This window comes from Blastocatellia bacterium (assembly GCA_025055075.1).
Classification (GTDB): Bacteria; Acidobacteriota; Blastocatellia; order HR10; family HR10; genus HR10.
Genome location: JANWYV010000013.1, coordinates 36,303 through 51,621, shown reverse-complemented (window position 1 = coordinate 51,621; position 15,319 = coordinate 36,303). Strand labels below are relative to the sequence as shown.

The 15,319-nt window shown below is 60.6% G+C and carries 18 protein-coding genes; 6 read left to right on the top strand and 12 right to left on the bottom strand.

Features of this window, described 5'->3' with window-relative positions; all coding sequences use genetic code 11:
* The first annotated feature begins 17 nt into the window (after positions 1–17).
* The 5 genes from NZ746_03350 (at position 18) to NZ746_03330 (ending at position 7,191) form a co-directional block, all read left to right on the top strand.
* Positions 18–1,508 (top strand): hypothetical protein, encoded by a 1,491-nt coding sequence (locus NZ746_03350; GenBank protein ID MCS6816399.1) that lies wholly within the window; start codon positions 18–20, stop codon positions 1,506–1,508.
* On the top strand, positions 1,508–2,428 hold the full coding sequence (truB, locus tag NZ746_03345) for a tRNA pseudouridine(55) synthase TruB (GenBank protein MCS6816398.1): 921 nt from the start codon (positions 1,508–1,510) through the stop codon (positions 2,426–2,428). The genes NZ746_03350 and truB overlap by 1 nt, the downstream gene beginning before the upstream one ends.
* A gap of 223 nt (positions 2,429–2,651) precedes the next feature.
* On the top strand, positions 2,652–4,565 hold the full coding sequence (locus NZ746_03340) for a PrkA family serine protein kinase (protein ID MCS6816397.1): 1,914 nt from the start codon (positions 2,652–2,654) through the stop codon (positions 4,563–4,565).
* A gap of 50 nt (positions 4,566–4,615) precedes the next feature.
* A complete protein-coding gene (yhbH, locus tag NZ746_03335) occupies positions 4,616–5,776 on the top strand; it encodes a sporulation protein YhbH (GenBank protein ID MCS6816396.1) in 1,161 nt (386 codons plus the stop codon).
* Positions 5,773–7,191 (top strand): SpoVR family protein, encoded by a 1,419-nt coding sequence (locus NZ746_03330; protein MCS6816395.1) that lies wholly within the window; start codon positions 5,773–5,775, stop codon positions 7,189–7,191. The genes yhbH and NZ746_03330 overlap by 4 nt, the downstream gene beginning before the upstream one ends.
* Before the next feature lie 108 nt (positions 7,192–7,299).
* Here the strand turns inward: NZ746_03330 and NZ746_03325 are convergent, their stop codons facing one another.
* The 7 genes from NZ746_03325 to NZ746_03295 all read right to left on the bottom strand — a co-directional run bounded on the left by NZ746_03325 (position 7,300) and on the right by NZ746_03295 (position 10,764).
* A complete protein-coding gene (locus tag NZ746_03325) occupies positions 7,300–7,560 on the bottom strand; it encodes a sulfurtransferase TusA family protein (protein MCS6816394.1) in 261 nt (86 codons plus the stop codon).
* Entirely contained in the window at positions 7,560–7,949 is a 390-nt protein-coding gene (locus NZ746_03320) for a DsrE family protein (protein ID MCS6816393.1), read from the bottom strand. Before NZ746_03320 ends, NZ746_03325 begins: the two co-directional genes overlap by 1 nt.
* 16 nt (positions 7,950–7,965) lie before the next feature.
* The gene (locus NZ746_03315) at positions 7,966–8,391 is read right to left on the bottom strand and encodes a DsrE family protein (GenBank protein ID MCS6816392.1); all 426 of its coding nucleotides are present in this window, start codon (positions 8,389–8,391) and stop codon (positions 7,966–7,968) included.
* A gap of 45 nt (positions 8,392–8,436) precedes the next feature.
* Entirely contained in the window at positions 8,437–8,763 is a 327-nt protein-coding gene (locus NZ746_03310) for a DsrE family protein (GenBank protein MCS6816391.1), read from the bottom strand.
* Positions 8,764–8,883: 120 nt separating this feature from the next.
* Positions 8,884–9,696, bottom strand: coding sequence for a urate hydroxylase PuuD (locus NZ746_03305; protein ID MCS6816390.1), 813 nt, complete (start codon positions 9,694–9,696; stop codon positions 8,884–8,886).
* Between the two features lie 155 nt (positions 9,697–9,851).
* Entirely contained in the window at positions 9,852–10,118 is a 267-nt protein-coding gene (locus tag NZ746_03300; GenBank protein MCS6816389.1) for a helix-turn-helix domain-containing protein, read from the bottom strand.
* Positions 10,119–10,122: 4 nt separating this feature from the next.
* Positions 10,123–10,764 (bottom strand): carboxypeptidase-like regulatory domain-containing protein, encoded by a 642-nt coding sequence (locus NZ746_03295; protein MCS6816388.1) that lies wholly within the window; start codon positions 10,762–10,764, stop codon positions 10,123–10,125.
* 149 nt (positions 10,765–10,913) lie between these two features.
* Here NZ746_03295 and NZ746_03290 point away from each other — a divergent pair, with 149 nt between their 5' ends.
* Entirely contained in the window at positions 10,914–11,849 is a 936-nt protein-coding gene (locus NZ746_03290; protein MCS6816387.1) for a VWA domain-containing protein, read from the top strand.
* A 4-nt stretch (positions 11,850–11,853) separates the two neighbouring features.
* Here NZ746_03290 and NZ746_03285 read toward each other — a convergent pair whose 3' ends face one another.
* The 5 genes from NZ746_03285 to NZ746_03265 all read right to left on the bottom strand — a co-directional run bounded on the left by NZ746_03285 (position 11,854) and on the right by NZ746_03265 (position 15,262).
* Positions 11,854–12,042, bottom strand: coding sequence for a lysine biosynthesis protein LysW (locus NZ746_03285; GenBank protein MCS6816386.1), 189 nt, complete (start codon positions 12,040–12,042; stop codon positions 11,854–11,856).
* Between the two features lie 81 nt (positions 12,043–12,123).
* Entirely contained in the window at positions 12,124–12,843 is a 720-nt protein-coding gene (locus NZ746_03280; protein ID MCS6816385.1) for a hypothetical protein, read from the bottom strand.
* Between the two features lie 43 nt (positions 12,844–12,886).
* Complete coding sequence (locus NZ746_03275) at positions 12,887–13,372, bottom strand: DNA starvation/stationary phase protection protein (protein MCS6816384.1); 486 nt, start codon at positions 13,370–13,372, stop codon at positions 12,887–12,889.
* Positions 13,373–13,385: 13 nt separating this feature from the next.
* Positions 13,386–13,985 carry a DUF3501 family protein gene (locus NZ746_03270; GenBank protein MCS6816383.1) on the bottom strand — a complete coding sequence of 200 codons (600 nt, stop codon included), beginning with the start codon at positions 13,983–13,985 and terminating at the stop codon, positions 13,386–13,388.
* Positions 13,982–15,262, bottom strand: coding sequence for an anaerobic glycerol-3-phosphate dehydrogenase subunit C (locus NZ746_03265; protein MCS6816382.1), 1,281 nt, complete (start codon positions 15,260–15,262; stop codon positions 13,982–13,984). Before NZ746_03265 ends, NZ746_03270 begins: the two co-directional genes overlap by 4 nt.
* Between the last annotated feature and the right edge of the window lie 57 nt (positions 15,263–15,319).

Below are 15,319 nucleotides of genomic sequence, written 5' to 3'. Positions count from 1 at the left end.
CTGATCTGGAACGCATCATGCTCTTCGATCCCGCGCATGCGCGCTATGACATCTCGGCGTTCCTGGCGCGTCGGTCGGAATGGGTATGCCGGCTCGATGGTGGGCCGCCGAAGCGGGTGCGAGATGAGCAGATCTCGGTCTCGTTCGAATTCGGGAGACTGATCCTCTTCCTCTGGGGCGAGGAGTTCTCCGAATGCTGGCGCGTCGAGGCGTATGAGATTCGGGGCGAGCGCCTCCTCCTGCGACTCGAACGGAGGCCGGGACGAACGGCGACGTTGGAGATCGCATCGGCTGAGAGCGCCGGCGGGGAGGCGATTGAGGAACGACGGCGCACCTTCGCCAACGTGCTGGGTCGGCTGATCGAGCGCGAGTTGGGCGCGCGCATCGAGTACGTGGCGACGCATCGCGACGACGCGCATCACCTCTCGGGGGCCTACACGCGCTTGATCTTCACACGGAGGGGGGAACGGGCGATCGCCATTGCAGTGAATTTGGGCGAGCCGCCGACGCGCATCGAGGGTTTGGTGACGGCTGGCCTCATCTGGTGGGAACAGGCCGCGAGTTCCGCATCAGGCGCTGAGGCGCGACGGCTCGTATTCTTCGCGCCCAAAGGAAGAGCGACGACGGTGGCGCGACGCTTGACGGTGCTGCGGTCAGATGGACCGCGCTTGGACCTCTACGAAGTGGATGAGCAGCAGGGCACACTCACGGCGGTGACCCCTTTCGACCAAGGAGCGTTGTTCGATCCGCGCCAGATGCGCTTGCCACGTCCTATCACTGAGCTTCCCCCGCATCCTCTGCGCGATCGCGCGATGGCGCTCGTCCCCGGACTCTTGCGCGTCGCTCGGCGTCCGGGCTCCGCCGTAGAATCTCTGCGCCTTCGCGGATTGGAGATCGCTCGCCTCTCGCGCGATCGGCTCTTCTTCGGCCTCGGTGCCAACAAGCGCCCTCTCCGCGACAACTGGGAGGAGTTTGAGCGCTTCGTTCACGAGATCGCCCGCATCCGTCATCCGGAGAGCCAGGAGAAAACGCATCCCGCTTATCGCCTTCAAGCCGAACGGTGGTTGGAAGAGGTGATCCGCGAGGATGTGCGTCGCGTGGATCCGCGACTGGATCCGCGTTTTCTCTATCCGCAAATTCCGGTCTCCGAGACGGAGCGATATGGCCTTGTAGACCTGTTGGGGATCACCGACGATGGACAACTCGCGCTCCTCGAGCTGAAGACCGAAGAGGATGTGGAAGCGCCGATGCAGGCCGCGGAGTACTGGTTGCGAGTCGAATGGCATCGGCGCCGCGGGGAGATCACGCGACGCGGCTATTTCCCGGGCCTGAAGATCGCCGATCGGCCGACGCTCGTGCTCATTGTCGCGCCGTTTTTGCGCTTCCATCCGATGTTCGATCGAGTGGTGCGCTGGATTGACCCCCGCGTCCCCGTCTATAAAATTGGGATTGCGGAGGAGTGGCGAAAGGGCGTGCGGGTTGTCTATCGGGAGCGAGCGAACGCGTGATGGAACTGCATGGCATTCTGGTCATTGATAAGCCAGCGGGGCTGACTTCGCACGATGTCGTGCAGCGGGTGCGACGCGCGCTGCGGATGAGACGGATCGGGCACACGGGGACGCTCGATCCGATCGCGACCGGCGTGCTCGTGCTCTGCGTGGGGAAGGCCGCGCGGCTGCAGCGCTTCCTCACGGCGCGCGACAAGGAGTATCGCGCGCGCGTGCGTCTGGGATTCGCTACAGAGACGCATGACGCGACGGGGAAACCGACGACCCCGTTGCGCGAGACCGCGTCCATCACGGAAGCGGACATCGAGCGCGTGCTCGCCGAATTTCGGGGAGAGTACGAGCAGATTCCGCCCATGTACTCGGCCAAGAAGAAAGGGGGCGTTCGCCTTTACAAATTGGCGCGACGTGGCCAGTCGGTGGAGCGCGCGCCCATTCGCGTGCGAATTGAAGAGTTGGAGTTGGTGGAGGAGGACGGGGCTAAGATTCGTCGCTTTGAGGACGGAACGGCAGAATTCACGATGCGCGTGCGCTGTTCGGCCGGAACCTACGTGCGCACGCTGGCCCATGACATTGGGCAGCGCTTAGGCTGCGGCGCCCATCTGCACGGATTGGTGCGAACGGCCGTGGGCGAGTTCACGCTCGCGCAGGCGCTCTCGCTCGAGACCTTCGAGGCGCTCGCCCGAGAGGGGCGGGCGGCCGAAGCCCTCATTCCGCTTTCGGAGGCTCTGCCGGAGATGCCCGCACTGCGGCTCTCGGAGTTGGATGTGCGCCGCGTGCTCCACGGCCATGCCATCCCAGGACGCGGGTTCCAGCATCGAACGTATGTCCGACTTCTGGACGCATGGGGGCGGTTGGTGGCCGTCGGTGAGAGCGAGCCCGAACGTGGCCGGATCCAACCGCGCGTGGTGCTTGAGCCGTGAAGCGGCTTCATGTATACTAACTGCCGATCAGGCTCGCGCGTCGGGCCTGAGCACGCCAAACGTTGATTGACGACGTCGCAGCGGGATTCTCACGCTGATCTTTGGGACCAAACCACTCGCTCTTTTGAGATCCGGAGATTTTTTTCCTCGGGAGACGTCCATCCGCTCCCCATGAGCGGAGACGGGCGGGGAGGAGAGGCGTATGGAGGAGAGGAACAAGAAGCTGGACATCGCCGAGCTTCTGGAACGGCATCGTCAGGAGCGCGAGAAGCTCCGATGGGAGGGCACCTTCCGGGAGTATTTCGAGCTGGTGACGCAGAATCCCAAGATCGCTCGCCTGGCGCACGCGCGCATCTGCGATATGATCCTGGCCGCTGGCGTGGAGAAGATCAACGAGGGCCAGCCCAACGAGATCACGCGCTACAAGTTCTTCTCCAAGGAGCTGTTCGGCATTGATGAGGCCATCGAGAAGATCGTCGAGTACTTCAAATCAGCGGCGCAGCGTCTGGAAGTCCGCAAGCGCATCCTGCTGCTGATGGGGCCGGTGGGCGGCGGTAAGTCCACCATCGTCACCTTGCTCAAGCGCGGGTTGGAGCAGTACACTCGCACCGATGAGGGCGCCCTCTACGGGATCAAGGGCTGCCCCATGCACGAGGAGCCGCTGCACTTGATCCCCCACGATTTGCGCCCGGAGATCGAGCGCCACTACGGTATTTACATCGAGGGCGACCTCTGCCCGCGGTGCCAGTACAATCTCGAACACGTATACCATGGCCGACACGAGGATGTCCTGGTCGAGCGTATTGTCTTCTCCGAGAAGGAGCGCATCGGCATCGGGACCTTCTCCCCGTCGGACCCGAAGAGCCAGGACATCACGGAGCTGACGGGGTCGGTGGACCTGGCCGTCATCGGCGAGGTCGGCGTGGAATCCGATCCCCGCGCCTACCGCTTCGATGGCGAGTTGAACATCGCCAACCGGGGCATCATGGAGTTCATCGAAATGCTCAAGTGCGACGAGAAGTTCCTCTATAGTTTGCTCACCCTCTCGCAAGAGCAGTCCATCAAGACCGGGCGCTTCGCCATGATCTACGCCGATGAGGTCATCGTCTCGCACACGAACGAGAACGAGTACAATGCCTTCGTCGCGAATAAGAAGAACGAGGCGCTGCAAGATCGCATCATCGTGATCCGGGTGCCCTATAACTTGCGCGTGTCCGATGAGGAGCGGATCTACAAGAAGCTCCTCGATCAGAGCGAAGCTCCCAAGCACGTGCACATCGCGCCGTACACGCTGCGCGTGGCTGCGATGTTCGCTGTGCTCACGCGCCTGCACCCCTCCAAGCGCCAGAACATTGACCTCATCAAGAAGATGAAGCTCTACGATGGCCAGGACGTGGACGATTTCAAGGCCAAGGACGTGAAGGAGCTGCGCGAGGAAGCCGAACGCGAGGGGATGGAGGGCATCTCGCCGCGCTACATCATCAATCGGCTCTCCAGCGCCTTGGTGCGCGATGGGATCACATGTCTGACCCCCATTGACGCGCTGCGCGCCATCCGCGATGGGTTCGATCAGCATACGGGCATCTCCGCCGAGGATCGGGAGCGCTACATGAACCTCATCGCCATGGTTCGGAAGGAATACGACGAGATCGCCAAGAACGAAGTCCAGCGCGCCTTCGTCTATTCGTTCGAGGAGATGGCCCGCACCCTCTGCGACAAATATCTCGATAACGTCGAGGCCTATTGCAATAAGGAGAAGCTCAAGGATCCGATCACTGAGGAGGAGGTTGATCCCGACGAGAAGTTGATGCGCTCGATCGAGGAACAAATCGGTATCTCCGAGAACGCGAAGAACGCTTTCCGGCAGGAGATCCTCATTCGCATCTCCAGTTACGCGCGCAAAGGGCGGACATTCGACTACAAGTCGCACGAGCGCCTGCGCGAAGCGATTGAGAAGAAGATCTTCGCCGATTTGAAGGACGTCGTGCGCATCACGACGACGAGCAAGACGGCTGATCCGGATCAGCTTCGACGCCTCAACGAGGTGATCGATCGGTTGATCCGAGAGCATGGGTATTGCTCCGTCTGCGCCAATGAGTTGCTCAATTACGTCGGCTCCTTGCTCTCCCGCGCCTGAGGGCGTGGGAGGATCCGCGCGCGGTCCCGGCGGCCGCCGGAGGAGGGCCTATGCGTGTCCATCGTCATGATTGGTCGTTGCAACGGAAGGGCTATCTCGATCAAGAGCGTCATAAGGAGCGTGTCCGCGAAGCGATCCGAAAGAATCTCGGCTCCATCGTCGCCAACGAATCCATCATCCTCTCGGACGGCAAGAAGACCATCCGCATCCCTATTCGCTCCCTCGAAGAGTACAAGTTCCGCTACGACTACCGGAAGAAGAAGCACGTGGGGCAAGGCGCGGGCGATTCTCGCGTCGGCGACGTGATCGGGCGCGAAGGGGAGGGATGGGGACCCGGACGCGGTCCCGGAGCCGGCGATCAACCGGGCGTGGATTATTACGAGGCCGAGGTCGAAATTGATGAGATCGCCAAGCTCATCTTCGAGGACCTCGAGCTTCCTTACCTGGAGGAGAAGAGCAAACAAGCCGTTCACTCGCGCCAGCTGCGCTTCGGCGAAGTCCGCAAAACGGGTATTCTCCCCCACCTCGATAAGCGGCGGACGCTGCTGGAGAACATGAAGCGCATAGCCAAGGAGACAGGCCGCGCGCAAATCGGTCCCTTGCGCAAAGAGGACCTACGCTTCAAGAGTTGGGATGAGGAGATCCGCTACGAGACCAACGCTGTCGTCATCGCCATGATGGACGTCTCCGGTTCCATGGGCGAGTTCAAGAAGTATATCGCGCGCTCGTTCTACTTCTGGATGGTCCGCTTCCTGCGGACGAAGTACGACAACGTGAAGGTCGTCTTCATCACGCATCACACTGAGGCGAAGGAGGTGACCGAGGAGCAATTCTTCACACAAGGGGAATCGGGCGGAACGGTCGTCAGTTCGGCCTATCGCCTCGCCCTGGAGATCATTCGCCAGCGATTCAATCCCAAGGATTGGAACATCTATCCCTTCCACTTCTCGGATGGGGATAACTACTATTCGGACAACGACGAGGCCGTTCGCCTGGCCGATGAGCTGATCGCCACGTGCAATCTCTTCGGCTATGGCGAGATCGGAGAGGAAGAGTACGCCGGCTATCGGCGATCCAGCGGCGCGCTGCTCTCCATCTTCAACGAGCGCCTCAAGAACAAAGACCGCTTCGTGGGCGTTCGGATTGATCGGAAGGAGGATGTCTATCCAGCCCTGAAGGCCTTCTTCGGTCGGCGAGGGGAGATCGTATGAGCGATGCGGAGATCAAAGCCTTGGAGAAGGCGATCGAAGAGATCTGGGACAAGGCCTGCGAGATGGGCCTCGATCCGTTCCCCATTCATTTCGAGATCGTCCCCGCGACGGTGATCTACGAGATCGGATCCTACGCGCTCCCGGGACGCTATTCGCACTGGAGCTTCGGCAAGGCCTATCACAAGATGAAGCTCATGTACGACCTGGGGCTGTCGAAGCTCTACGAGGTCGTGATCAACACGAATCCGGCTTATGCCTTCCTGCTGGAGGGAAATTCCCTCATCCAGAACAAGATGATCATCGCCCATGTGATCGCCCACGTCGACTTCTTCAAGAACAACATCTACTTCTCCCGCACCAACCGTCGGATGGTGGACGAAGCCGTGACGCACGCTGAGCGGATCCGCGAGTACGAGTTCACATACGGGCGGAAGAAGGTCGAGGAATTCCTCGATGCCGTCCTCTCGATCCAGGAACACATCAATCCCGATCTCTTCATCCGCGAGGCGCGCGATGAGGAGCGGGAGAAGCCGAAGCCGTCGCCCTCCAAACCAGGGATGTATGACGATCTATTCGCCCTCGATGAACTGAAGCGGGAGACGTCGCCGGAGACGAAAGAGGAAGAGACCGAGCGTCGCTTCCCACCGAAACCGGAGAAGGATTTGGTGCGCTTCATCATGACCCATTCGCCCATCCTGGAGCCCTGGCAGCGAGACATCATGGCGATGATTCACGAAGAGATGGAGTACTTCGTCCCCCAGCTTCAGACCAAGATCATGAACGAGGGATGGGCCAGTTATTGGCACACCCGCATCTTGCGAGAGTTGGATCTGACCGATGAAGAATTCCTCGAGTTCGCGCAATTGCATGCCGCCGTCGTCTCTCCGCGCAAGGGGAGTCTCAATCCCTATTATGTCGGGTTCAAGATCTTCGAGGACATCGAGCGACGGTGGGATCACCCGACGCCCGAGGAGGTCGAGAGGTACGGTCGCGAGCCCGGAAAAGGCCGCGAGAAGATCTTCGAGGTTCGGCAACTGGAGAACGACATCTCGTTCATTCGAAATTACCTGACCCGGCAGCTCGTCGAAGACCTCGACCTCTATATCTTCGAACTGAGGGACGAAGAGGAGTGGGTGATCACGGACAAGACGTGGGAGCGCGTGCGGGATCAGATGGTCGCCGATATGACGAATTTCGGCTTCCCCGTCATCGAGGTGCTGGATGGGGATTACAACTGGAACCGAGAACTCTATCTGCGCCACCGCTACGAGGGCATCGAACTCGATATCGAATACGCGAAGAAGACGCTGGAGTATGTCTACAAGCTCTGGGGGCGCGACGTTCATCTGGAGACCGTCGTGGATGGCGAGACCCTCGTCCTCCACTACGATGGGGAAGAGCATTGGGAAGATTGAGCGAGCCTCTCATCGCACGAGGAAATTCACCCTGACGCTCCTCAGCAGAAAAAAGAGCAGTAACATTTGCGCGTTCTTCGCCGGTCGCGACAACAGACGTCGTCCACGTCAGCGCCCTTTCTCGATGTAAATGCGCACCAGCCCCTGTTCGTCCACTTCGCGCAGGAGGCGATGAGAGAACTTCTTGACCCACGCCTGAATCTCGCGCTGCTGGAACCGATTCGCCAAGACTTCGAGGACCTGACCCGGTCGCAGATCTTGCAAGGCGAGTTTGATGACGCCGAGGCTTCGACAATCAATGGGATTGAAGAGGCCTCGGACGTCCAGGGTCTTCTCCACGTGGAACGCTCCCGAACGGGCCTCGATCATCACCACACCATCACGGCATCATGGGTCTCGATCAAACCGATCGCCTCCTCGCGGGAGATGAGCTGCACGCCGGGGACGAGATCACTCGGTGCGATCCCTCGCGCTTCGGCGTCTTCCCGCACTGCATAGACCCGACCTCCGTGCTCCAGCATGAACTTCACGACGCGAGCCGGATTCGTATCGAACTCCTGCACGTCCACGCCGAGGACCTTCGCGCCTTTCATGTCCTGGCGCTCGACGGCATAGGTGACGGCCGAGTCGCGCAGCAGGACGTTCACCTCGACCGGAGTCTCCACGACGCCGAAGGCCGTCGCGAACAGATGCGGATCCACCGGCTCCATGCAAAGGTAGATCGGCTTCTCGAAGATCACTAACGTCTTCTCCGCCATAGCCTCTCCTCCCGCCTCATCGGTATGACGGAATCGTGATGACGCGATCCGCCGCCCGAACGAACTTCCACAGATCGCCGAGCGTCCCAATGGTCACCGAGTTCATCTGGTGCTTCTCGACGCCGCGCTCCTGCACGCAGAGGATGCAAGAGACCCAATCGAGCTTGGCTCCGTGCAAACCCGCACGCAGCAACATGTCGATGTATTTGCTCACGTGCGAGTGTTTCTCGCCCAAGACGCCCTGCAGGGCGCCGGGTTCGCTGTGGTCTATTTGGTCCTTGTTCGTCAGCGTGACGGCCTCCTCGAACGCCCATACGTTGACGTTGACCCCCCGCTGCAGCAGTTTCTCCGCCAAGCGGAGGACGGTCGTCGGCGCTTCGCGTTCGTAAGAGCCGGTCGCCAAGACGATGGCGACACTCTTCGCACTGTTGCCTCGAGTCATAATCCTCCTCCTGATCCGAAGCTGTCCCCGATCGCGCGGGGCGCGTCAATACCAGATGACCTTATCGCAGCCATCCACGATGAGATCGGCCAATTCATCCATGTTCGAGAGGCGCACGCCCTCGGCCACCTGCTCGATGCCGCGCGCCTTCGCCGAGACATCTTCAGCGAGCACAGTCACACCCGCTCGGCTCAAGTCGCTCAAGCGAGCGGCCAGTTGCCCTCCCTTGCGCGCGGCGAGGACGCCGTTCTCGATCAAATAGAGCGTGACCTCATGCCCGCGATTCTTCAACGATCCCGCCAGCTCCAACACGTGGGCGCTGCCCGCGTACTCGTAGAGATCGCGGCTGGTGACGATCAAATATCGGCTCATCGCCTCCCTCCTTTCGAAGAATCTCCACTGAAACTCATGTCAAAACTCCGCCCTTGCCGATCACCTCGTCCGCGCGAGGCCGGCTGGATGTCGGAAACGCTCATCGCGCGCGGCTCGCGATTACTTCGCGAACCAGATGTAATCGCCGTGAGACGTTCCCATGAAGAAGAGCATGGGGAGCGAGAGCCACGCGTTCAGGCGCGAGGCCAAGAAGGCGCGTCGCGCGAGCTTGGCCGATTCGGGCGGCATCGGCGTGCCTTGTTCCGCGCTCTCCTTCGTCCAGGCGATGACCCGCTTCTGCGCGCGCCAGATGATCCCCCACACGTTCAAGAACATGATGATCCCGTATCCGCCGCCCAAGGCGATGGAGAGCGACTTATTCCCGAGCGTCTCGCCTGTCGGCCCTGGCGCGCCGAGTATCCGAATCAACACCCATGACATGACCAGGATCAGTGCGATGACGATGACGGCCAGCACTGATCCCTTATTGAGGGCGCCCGAGACCGGCTGCAGCAGCGCATAGATGATCGCCCACGTCACCACTACGACAGCCAACCATTTGAAGAGGGTGCTCCAGGTGCCGATCCCCGCATTCTGGGCCTCCGTATGGAGGATATACATGGCGTAGTAGGTCAGCCCGACCAGGACCGTCACGACTGCTCCCCACCGGAAGAACCAAAGAGCGCGCGGCATGAGGATCGGGACGACCTTACCACGCGTTTGCGCGTCAAGCCGCTGCATGAATGGGACGTTCACCAGGTTGAAGAAATAGAGAAGCCCGATCCAAGTGATCCCTGCGACGAAGTGAGCCCATCGCAGGAAGATCTTGAAGGTCGAGGTCGCATCCGGAGCGTGAAAGGTACTACGTCCCACCTCCGGTTCGAGAAGCATCCACATCAACATCATGCCTCCCACGAGCCCCAGTGTCGCCATAGCTCCTCCTTTCCCTCTCGATCGCCTCCCATCTTCCTCAGCGTAGGCCCACGGTGGCTCTCCCACATGCCCTGGCCGGCCGAAGGTCCCCATCAGGCCCCCGCCGGCCATACCAGCCTCGCGCCAAGAGATGATAGAGGCCATCGGAGAGTTTGTCAACGAAAATGTTTCTTAATCTCGAACTCGGCGAACAAGTCCGCGAACGAGAGCTGCTCGGCCGATGGCTCCTCCTCTTCCGTCGAGCGCGAGCGCCCGCAGCCGAGGGCCGCCTTGACATCGCGCAGATGGAATCGAATCAAGCGCTTGGTGAGCACGATGGCCGGGATTCGTCCGCGACGACGCAAGCGATGAATCGTCGCCTCGCTGACTTGCAGCAGGTCAGCTAATTGCTTGGCCGTGAGGAACTCCGTCCGTCGCTCCATCGTCTCACCTCCCTTTGGCGCGCGCTTTCAATCGCAGGGCGACGCGACGGCGCTCCAATCCTCCCACCTCGACGATCTGCACCTCCGGCTCGTATCCACTCGCGGTCGCCGTGAGCCGATATCGCCCTCGTTCGCCCGGGACGCGAAAGGCGAATTCCCCGCTGGAGTTGGAGACTTGCTCGAGTTTGAGCGGCGGGACTTTCTCCTCGTCGATGGGAAGACGCTCGAGCACCACGCGAACGCCCGGCAGAAGGAAGCCGTTCGGATCAAACGTCGCCCCGCTGATCACAGCGTAGGCCTCGGCACGACGAAGCCGAATGGGTGATTTGAGCGACGTCTCTCGCCCGGCCTTGACGTCGACCGAACGCACGACCGCCGGTTCATGATCGGGTGAGGAGATCAACAGGGCATACCGACCCGGAATGAGGTCCGACAGCACGAATCGTCCATCCTCTCCCGTCATGGCTTCAGCGAGCGTGCGATTCGTCCGTCCCTCAATGGCGCGGACTTTCGCGCGAGCCACCGGTTGTCCGCGCTCATCCTTGACCTCTCCGGTGATCCTCCCTGACGAAGAGGTTTGTGGGATTGCTCTCTCGACCGAGAGCACGAGACCAAACAGAAAGAGGATCACTCCCAATCGCCCCATGGCTCCCTCCTCGCGTGCTGGGAAAGCATAGCACACGACATGTGGGGCGCAAAGCGCTATCGCAAGGGGCGTTCGGCTCGCCGACCAAGGAGCGAGGCCTTCATGAGAATCACGGGACTTTGCTAAGATGTTCCTCGATGCTGGGCGAAATGAGGCGGAAGATCGGAGGGTTGCTGCTGACGCTGCTTCTGGGCGAAGGGATCAAGCCGGCACCGGCGCAGATCTCGTTGCGGAGCGATCTGGTGACTGTGGATGTCACCGTCTTCGATGCCAAGGGGAATTATGTGACCGACCTCCAAAAAGATGACTTCGAGCTGCGGCACGATGGTGTCCCGCAGCCGATCGCTTTCTTCGAGACGCAGATTCAACCGGAGCTGACGCGTCCCTTGGCCGTCGTCTTCGCCCTGGATACTTCGGGCAGCGTCGGACCGCAAATCGCCGAGCAACAACATGCCGCGCGGCAGTTCCTCAACCTGATTCATCCGGGATCGGTCTACGCCGTCATTGGGTTCAACGATCGGATTCGCCTCTTCCAGAAATTCACCAATGATCCCGCCCGTATTGAACGCGCGTTTGAACGCGCGCGAGAGGTTGGAGGACGGACGCGCCTCTACGACGCCCTGGATCGGGCCATCACGCTCCTGAGCCGCGAAGCTCCGCGACGACGCGATGGACGGCTCGTCCGCCGCGTGGTGATCGTGATCACCGACGGCTTCGATTACACAAGCACCATCCATCACGCTGAGGTGATTCGACGAGCCAATGCTGCCGAGGTCACCATCTATTCCATCACACTTCCTTCGTACGTCCTCTCGGTCACCGGTCGGAGGCGCGTTCCCACGTTGCTCGACGCGTCGGGGATCGTACGACAGACGGGTGGACGGGACTTCTCGGCCGAAGAGCGAGATTTCACGCCGATCTTCAAGGCCATCGCGGAGGAAATTCGCGCTAGCTATACCCTCGCCTACTACCCTCCCTTGGAGCATCGGCGAGATGGACGGTTCCACGAGATCACGGTGACCGTCCGTCGCCCAGGACTCATCGTGCGACAGAGCCGTCAGGGATATCTCGCTCCTCGAGGATGAGCCCTCACCACTCTTCCTCGTCCTCTTCCGAAAAGTCTTCCTCCAGCTCCGAAGCGACCTCGAACTCCAGCGGGTCCACCTCGATGACCTCCAGCTCGGCATCACACTCGGGGCAGGTCACGAAATCCCCGATCTCGACGTCCGGCGAGACATGTACCTCCCCATCGCATTCCGGGCAGATTCCCGATGGCATAGCTAGCCTCCTCTTTTGACGTCATTCGGCATCGCGCCTGGCGAAAGATAGCAAGAATCTCCACGCGGAGCAATCCGCGACCTACGGCCGCAAGCGCTCGCGCGCCACAGTCGACTCCGCGCTTTGCGGATACCGGGCGAGAAGCTCGCGATACGCCCATCCGTCATATCGAAGGCGATCAGCACCTTCGTCATAGACGAAGGTGATCCCCAAGCGATTATACCGATCGAGGCTCACATCGTTGAGAAACCATTGACGGCGGAGCGTCGCTGATGCTGGATCTGGAGCTCCCCATTGTCTCCTCAAGCGCGCGGTCAATTCTTGAGCAGCCCGCTCCGCTTCCTCGGCCAGAATCAGGAGCGCTCGCGGGCGCAGCGGCGAGCGCTCAAAATGCGCGACGAGGATGCGGGCGAGTTGCAGACGACGAAAGCCCTCGGCTTGCTCTATCAGTTCCAGCAAGCGCTGATCGTCCCCGCGACGCGCCGGCATGACGAAAGCTCGCTCATGCAACCATCCGCGCGTGCGTCGCGTCGTCGCCACCCGGTGGAAGACCGTCCCATCGGCCTCTCGTCGTTCGTTCAACACAGCGACAAATCGCCCCACACGCAGCCGCGCGATGAGACGCCCATTCAACCGGGGCTCGCGACGCAAGGCCGAGAACCGTTCGTCCACAACGTACCCCGAAAGCGCGCGAAACGAGGCCGCCGACTGTCCCCACGCGACAGCGGACAGACCGAGACCATACACCAGCAAAAGACCGACCCCTGCACCGCGCGTTCGGAGAAGGACCGACCCAAGCATCAACTCACCGGAGAAGGTTCAGGGAAGTTCAGCCAACCGCGGCCTAGACGGATTCTCCTTCGAGGAACGCGCGCAACATCCACGCCATCTTCTCGTGCCGCTGCATCAGCTCGATCAGGAAATCGTTCGTCCCCATGTCGCGATACTTCTCAGCGCACGTCTCCGAGTCGGTCCGCAAATGCCGAATGATCATCTCATGGTCCTCAAGCAAATTCACAAGCATCGCGCGAGCGGAGGGATACTTCCCCGGATGTTCCTTCAGACGCGTCCGCTTGAGGAACTCCGTCAACGTCCCGATAGCGGGACCGCCCAGCGCGCGAGCGCGCTCGGCGACCTCATCCACGATATCGCTCAAGGCCTCGTACTGCTCCTCGAAGAACTGATGCAGCTCGTGAAATTGCGGCCCCGTGACATTCCAGTGGTAGTTCCGCGTCTTCGCGTAGAGGACGAATTCGTCGGCCAAGAGCGTGTTGAGGATTTCCACGACGCCCTCGCGCTGTCGCTCCGTGAGTCCGATGTTCATCTTCATACGCCAACCCTCCTTACGACCCGGAGGCTTCCGGGAACGCCAAATCCTCCATCAGACTGCGCCGCACCGCGATGGGGATCGTCGCTTCGGCGCGATAATTCTCGTGCGTGATGGCGAGCACGGCCGGAAGCGATTCGTCCCTGAAGGCGCGAATCTCCTCCGGACTCAAGCGAAAGCGCACATAGTGGACCGTGCTCGTCTTGTCCTCCTTGCTGCGTCCGGGCTCATACAGGGCGCGGATCGCTGGCTGATCGCCGATCCGCAGCCAAATCTGCTCCTCGATTCCGACGAGCTTCGGCAACCATTGGCGCAACACGTCGAGATCGTCGATCTCGATGAGCATGGTCGCGCTCAGCTCGTTGTCCCCAGGGATCAGCTCGTTATAGATGTCGATCTCTCGCTGAATCTCCTCCTCATGAACCAGGCGTTCGGCACGCATCATCTCCTGGATTTGGAAGAGGACGGTCTCGCGATTCTCGAAGACGAAGGTCACGATGTCCCCCACTTGAACGCGACGCCTCTTCTTCAACTCGATGATCGCGCGGCGAAATTCATCGCGGATCTTCTCGTACTCCGCGATATTGCGGATATCCGCGAGCGTGATCTTCCTCATAGTCGTCCTCCTTCTTCCTCTAATCCGTAGGCTCGCGCCAGGACCTGAATGGGATGAACGGAGCGCCTCTCCGTCCCTTGTCGAATCTGCAGTCCCGCCAACGGACAATCGGAGACGACGAGATCGGGCTGTTCTCGCTCGATCTCGCGAAAGAGCTTCTCGGCGACTGTGAGCGAGAGGGCATGATACTCTCGCTTGAGGCCCCACGTCCCGTCCACTCCCGCGCACCGTTCGATCATATGCACTTTCGTCCCAGGAATCAATTGCATCAGGTCCCGCGATTTGTATCCAATGTTCTGAGCGCGCAGATGGCAGGGGAGTTGATAGGCGATGCGTTGCGCGATCGGCTTGAGGTCCGTCTTCAATCGTCCCGCGTCATGGAGCCTCATGAGATATTCGCAGAGATCGAAGCTCCGTTCCGCAAGACGACGCGCCTTCTCCTCGCCCAGAAGGACCGGATACTCATGCTTGAGCATGTAACTGCACGTCGGGCCGGGGATCACAACATCGTAGCCTTTCTCGACTAACTCGCCGAGCACCCGCACATTCTCGCGAGCGTGAGCGAGCGCCGACTCAATATCTCCGCCATCCAAAAAGGGCATTCCACAGCAGCGCTGCGCAGGGACGATGACTTCCAACTCGTTGTGTTCGAGGACGCGCACGGCGGCTCGCCCCACGGCCGGATCGTGGTGATTGACGTAGCACGTGTAAAAGAGCGCCACCTTCCCGTTCCCCGAGCGCGTTTGAGCGCGCCTCCGCTCATATGCGCGGAACCAATCCACGAACGTCTCCCGATGATATTCGGGCAGATTCCGATCCCGATGAATGCCGATGATCTTCTCCATGAGCACGCGGACGGGCCGAAGACGATTGGCGAAATTCACCAGCGGCGCCCATCGGCTCCCGATTCGCCCCAAGGTCTCGGTACGCCCCAGGATGCGATCCTGTCGCGAGATCCCATGTTCCCGAGCTTGGACGGCCTTGGCTCGCAGCATGAGCCGCGGAAAATCAATGTCCCATCGGTGCGGCGGCGTATAGGGACAATGGTTGAAGCAGAGCTTACATTGGTAGCAGAGATCTACGATCCGCGTGATGTCGGCTCGAGTGAGATTCTCCACATCCTCTCCCTTAGCATCGATCAGCTCGAAGAGGACGTTGAAGGATGGGCAGAGATTGAAACACCGCCGACAGCCGTGACAAATATCGAAGACCCGGCGTAGCTCTCGATCGAGCGCCTCGCGATTCCAAAAGTCCGGCGACTTCAGATCAAACGCCATAGTCCATCCCCTCTGGAAATCCCCCACAGGGAGAGTAGGCCTCCGGGTGGCGCCGAG

Bases quoted from the DNA above. Each gene is read 5' to 3' on its own strand.
- NZ746_03320 (MCS6816393.1), bottom strand. From the start codon at position 7,949: ATGGCGGAGAAGACGTTAGTGATCTTCGAGAAGCCGATCTACCTTTGC.
- yhbH (MCS6816396.1), top strand. From the start codon at position 4,616: ATGCGTGTCCATCGTCATGATTGGTCGTTGCAACGGAAGGGCTATCTC.
- NZ746_03285 (MCS6816386.1), bottom strand. From the start codon at position 12,042: ATGCCATCGGGAATCTGCCCGGAATGCGATGGGGAGGTACATGTCTCG.
- truB (MCS6816398.1), top strand. From the start codon at position 1,508: ATGGAACTGCATGGCATTCTGGTCATTGATAAGCCAGCGGGGCTGACT.
- NZ746_03300 (MCS6816389.1), bottom strand. From the start codon at position 10,118: ATGGAGCGACGGACGGAGTTCCTCACGGCCAAGCAATTAGCTGACCTG.
- NZ746_03325 (MCS6816394.1), bottom strand. From the start codon at position 7,560: ATGATCGAGGCCCGTTCGGGAGCGTTCCACGTGGAGAAGACCCTGGAC.
- NZ746_03310 (MCS6816391.1), bottom strand. From the start codon at position 8,763: ATGAGCCGATATTTGATCGTCACCAGCCGCGATCTCTACGAGTACGCG.
- NZ746_03295 (MCS6816388.1), bottom strand. From the start codon at position 10,764: ATGGGGCGATTGGGAGTGATCCTCTTTCTGTTTGGTCTCGTGCTCTCG.
- NZ746_03280 (MCS6816385.1), bottom strand. From the start codon at position 12,843: ATGCTTGGGTCGGTCCTTCTCCGAACGCGCGGTGCAGGGGTCGGTCTT.
- NZ746_03350 (MCS6816399.1), top strand. From the start codon at position 18: ATGCTCTTCGATCCCGCGCATGCGCGCTATGACATCTCGGCGTTCCTG.
- NZ746_03315 (MCS6816392.1), bottom strand. From the start codon at position 8,391: ATGACTCGAGGCAACAGTGCGAAGAGTGTCGCCATCGTCTTGGCGACC.
- NZ746_03275 (MCS6816384.1), bottom strand. From the start codon at position 13,372: ATGAAGATGAACATCGGACTCACGGAGCGACAGCGCGAGGGCGTCGTG.
- NZ746_03305 (MCS6816390.1), bottom strand. From the start codon at position 9,696: ATGGCGACACTGGGGCTCGTGGGAGGCATGATGTTGATGTGGATGCTT.
- NZ746_03265 (MCS6816382.1), bottom strand. From the start codon at position 15,262: ATGGCGTTTGATCTGAAGTCGCCGGACTTTTGGAATCGCGAGGCGCTC.
- NZ746_03330 (MCS6816395.1), top strand. From the start codon at position 5,773: ATGAGCGATGCGGAGATCAAAGCCTTGGAGAAGGCGATCGAAGAGATC.
- NZ746_03270 (MCS6816383.1), bottom strand. From the start codon at position 13,985: ATGAGGAAGATCACGCTCGCGGATATCCGCAATATCGCGGAGTACGAG.
- NZ746_03290 (MCS6816387.1), top strand. From the start codon at position 10,914: ATGAGGCGGAAGATCGGAGGGTTGCTGCTGACGCTGCTTCTGGGCGAA.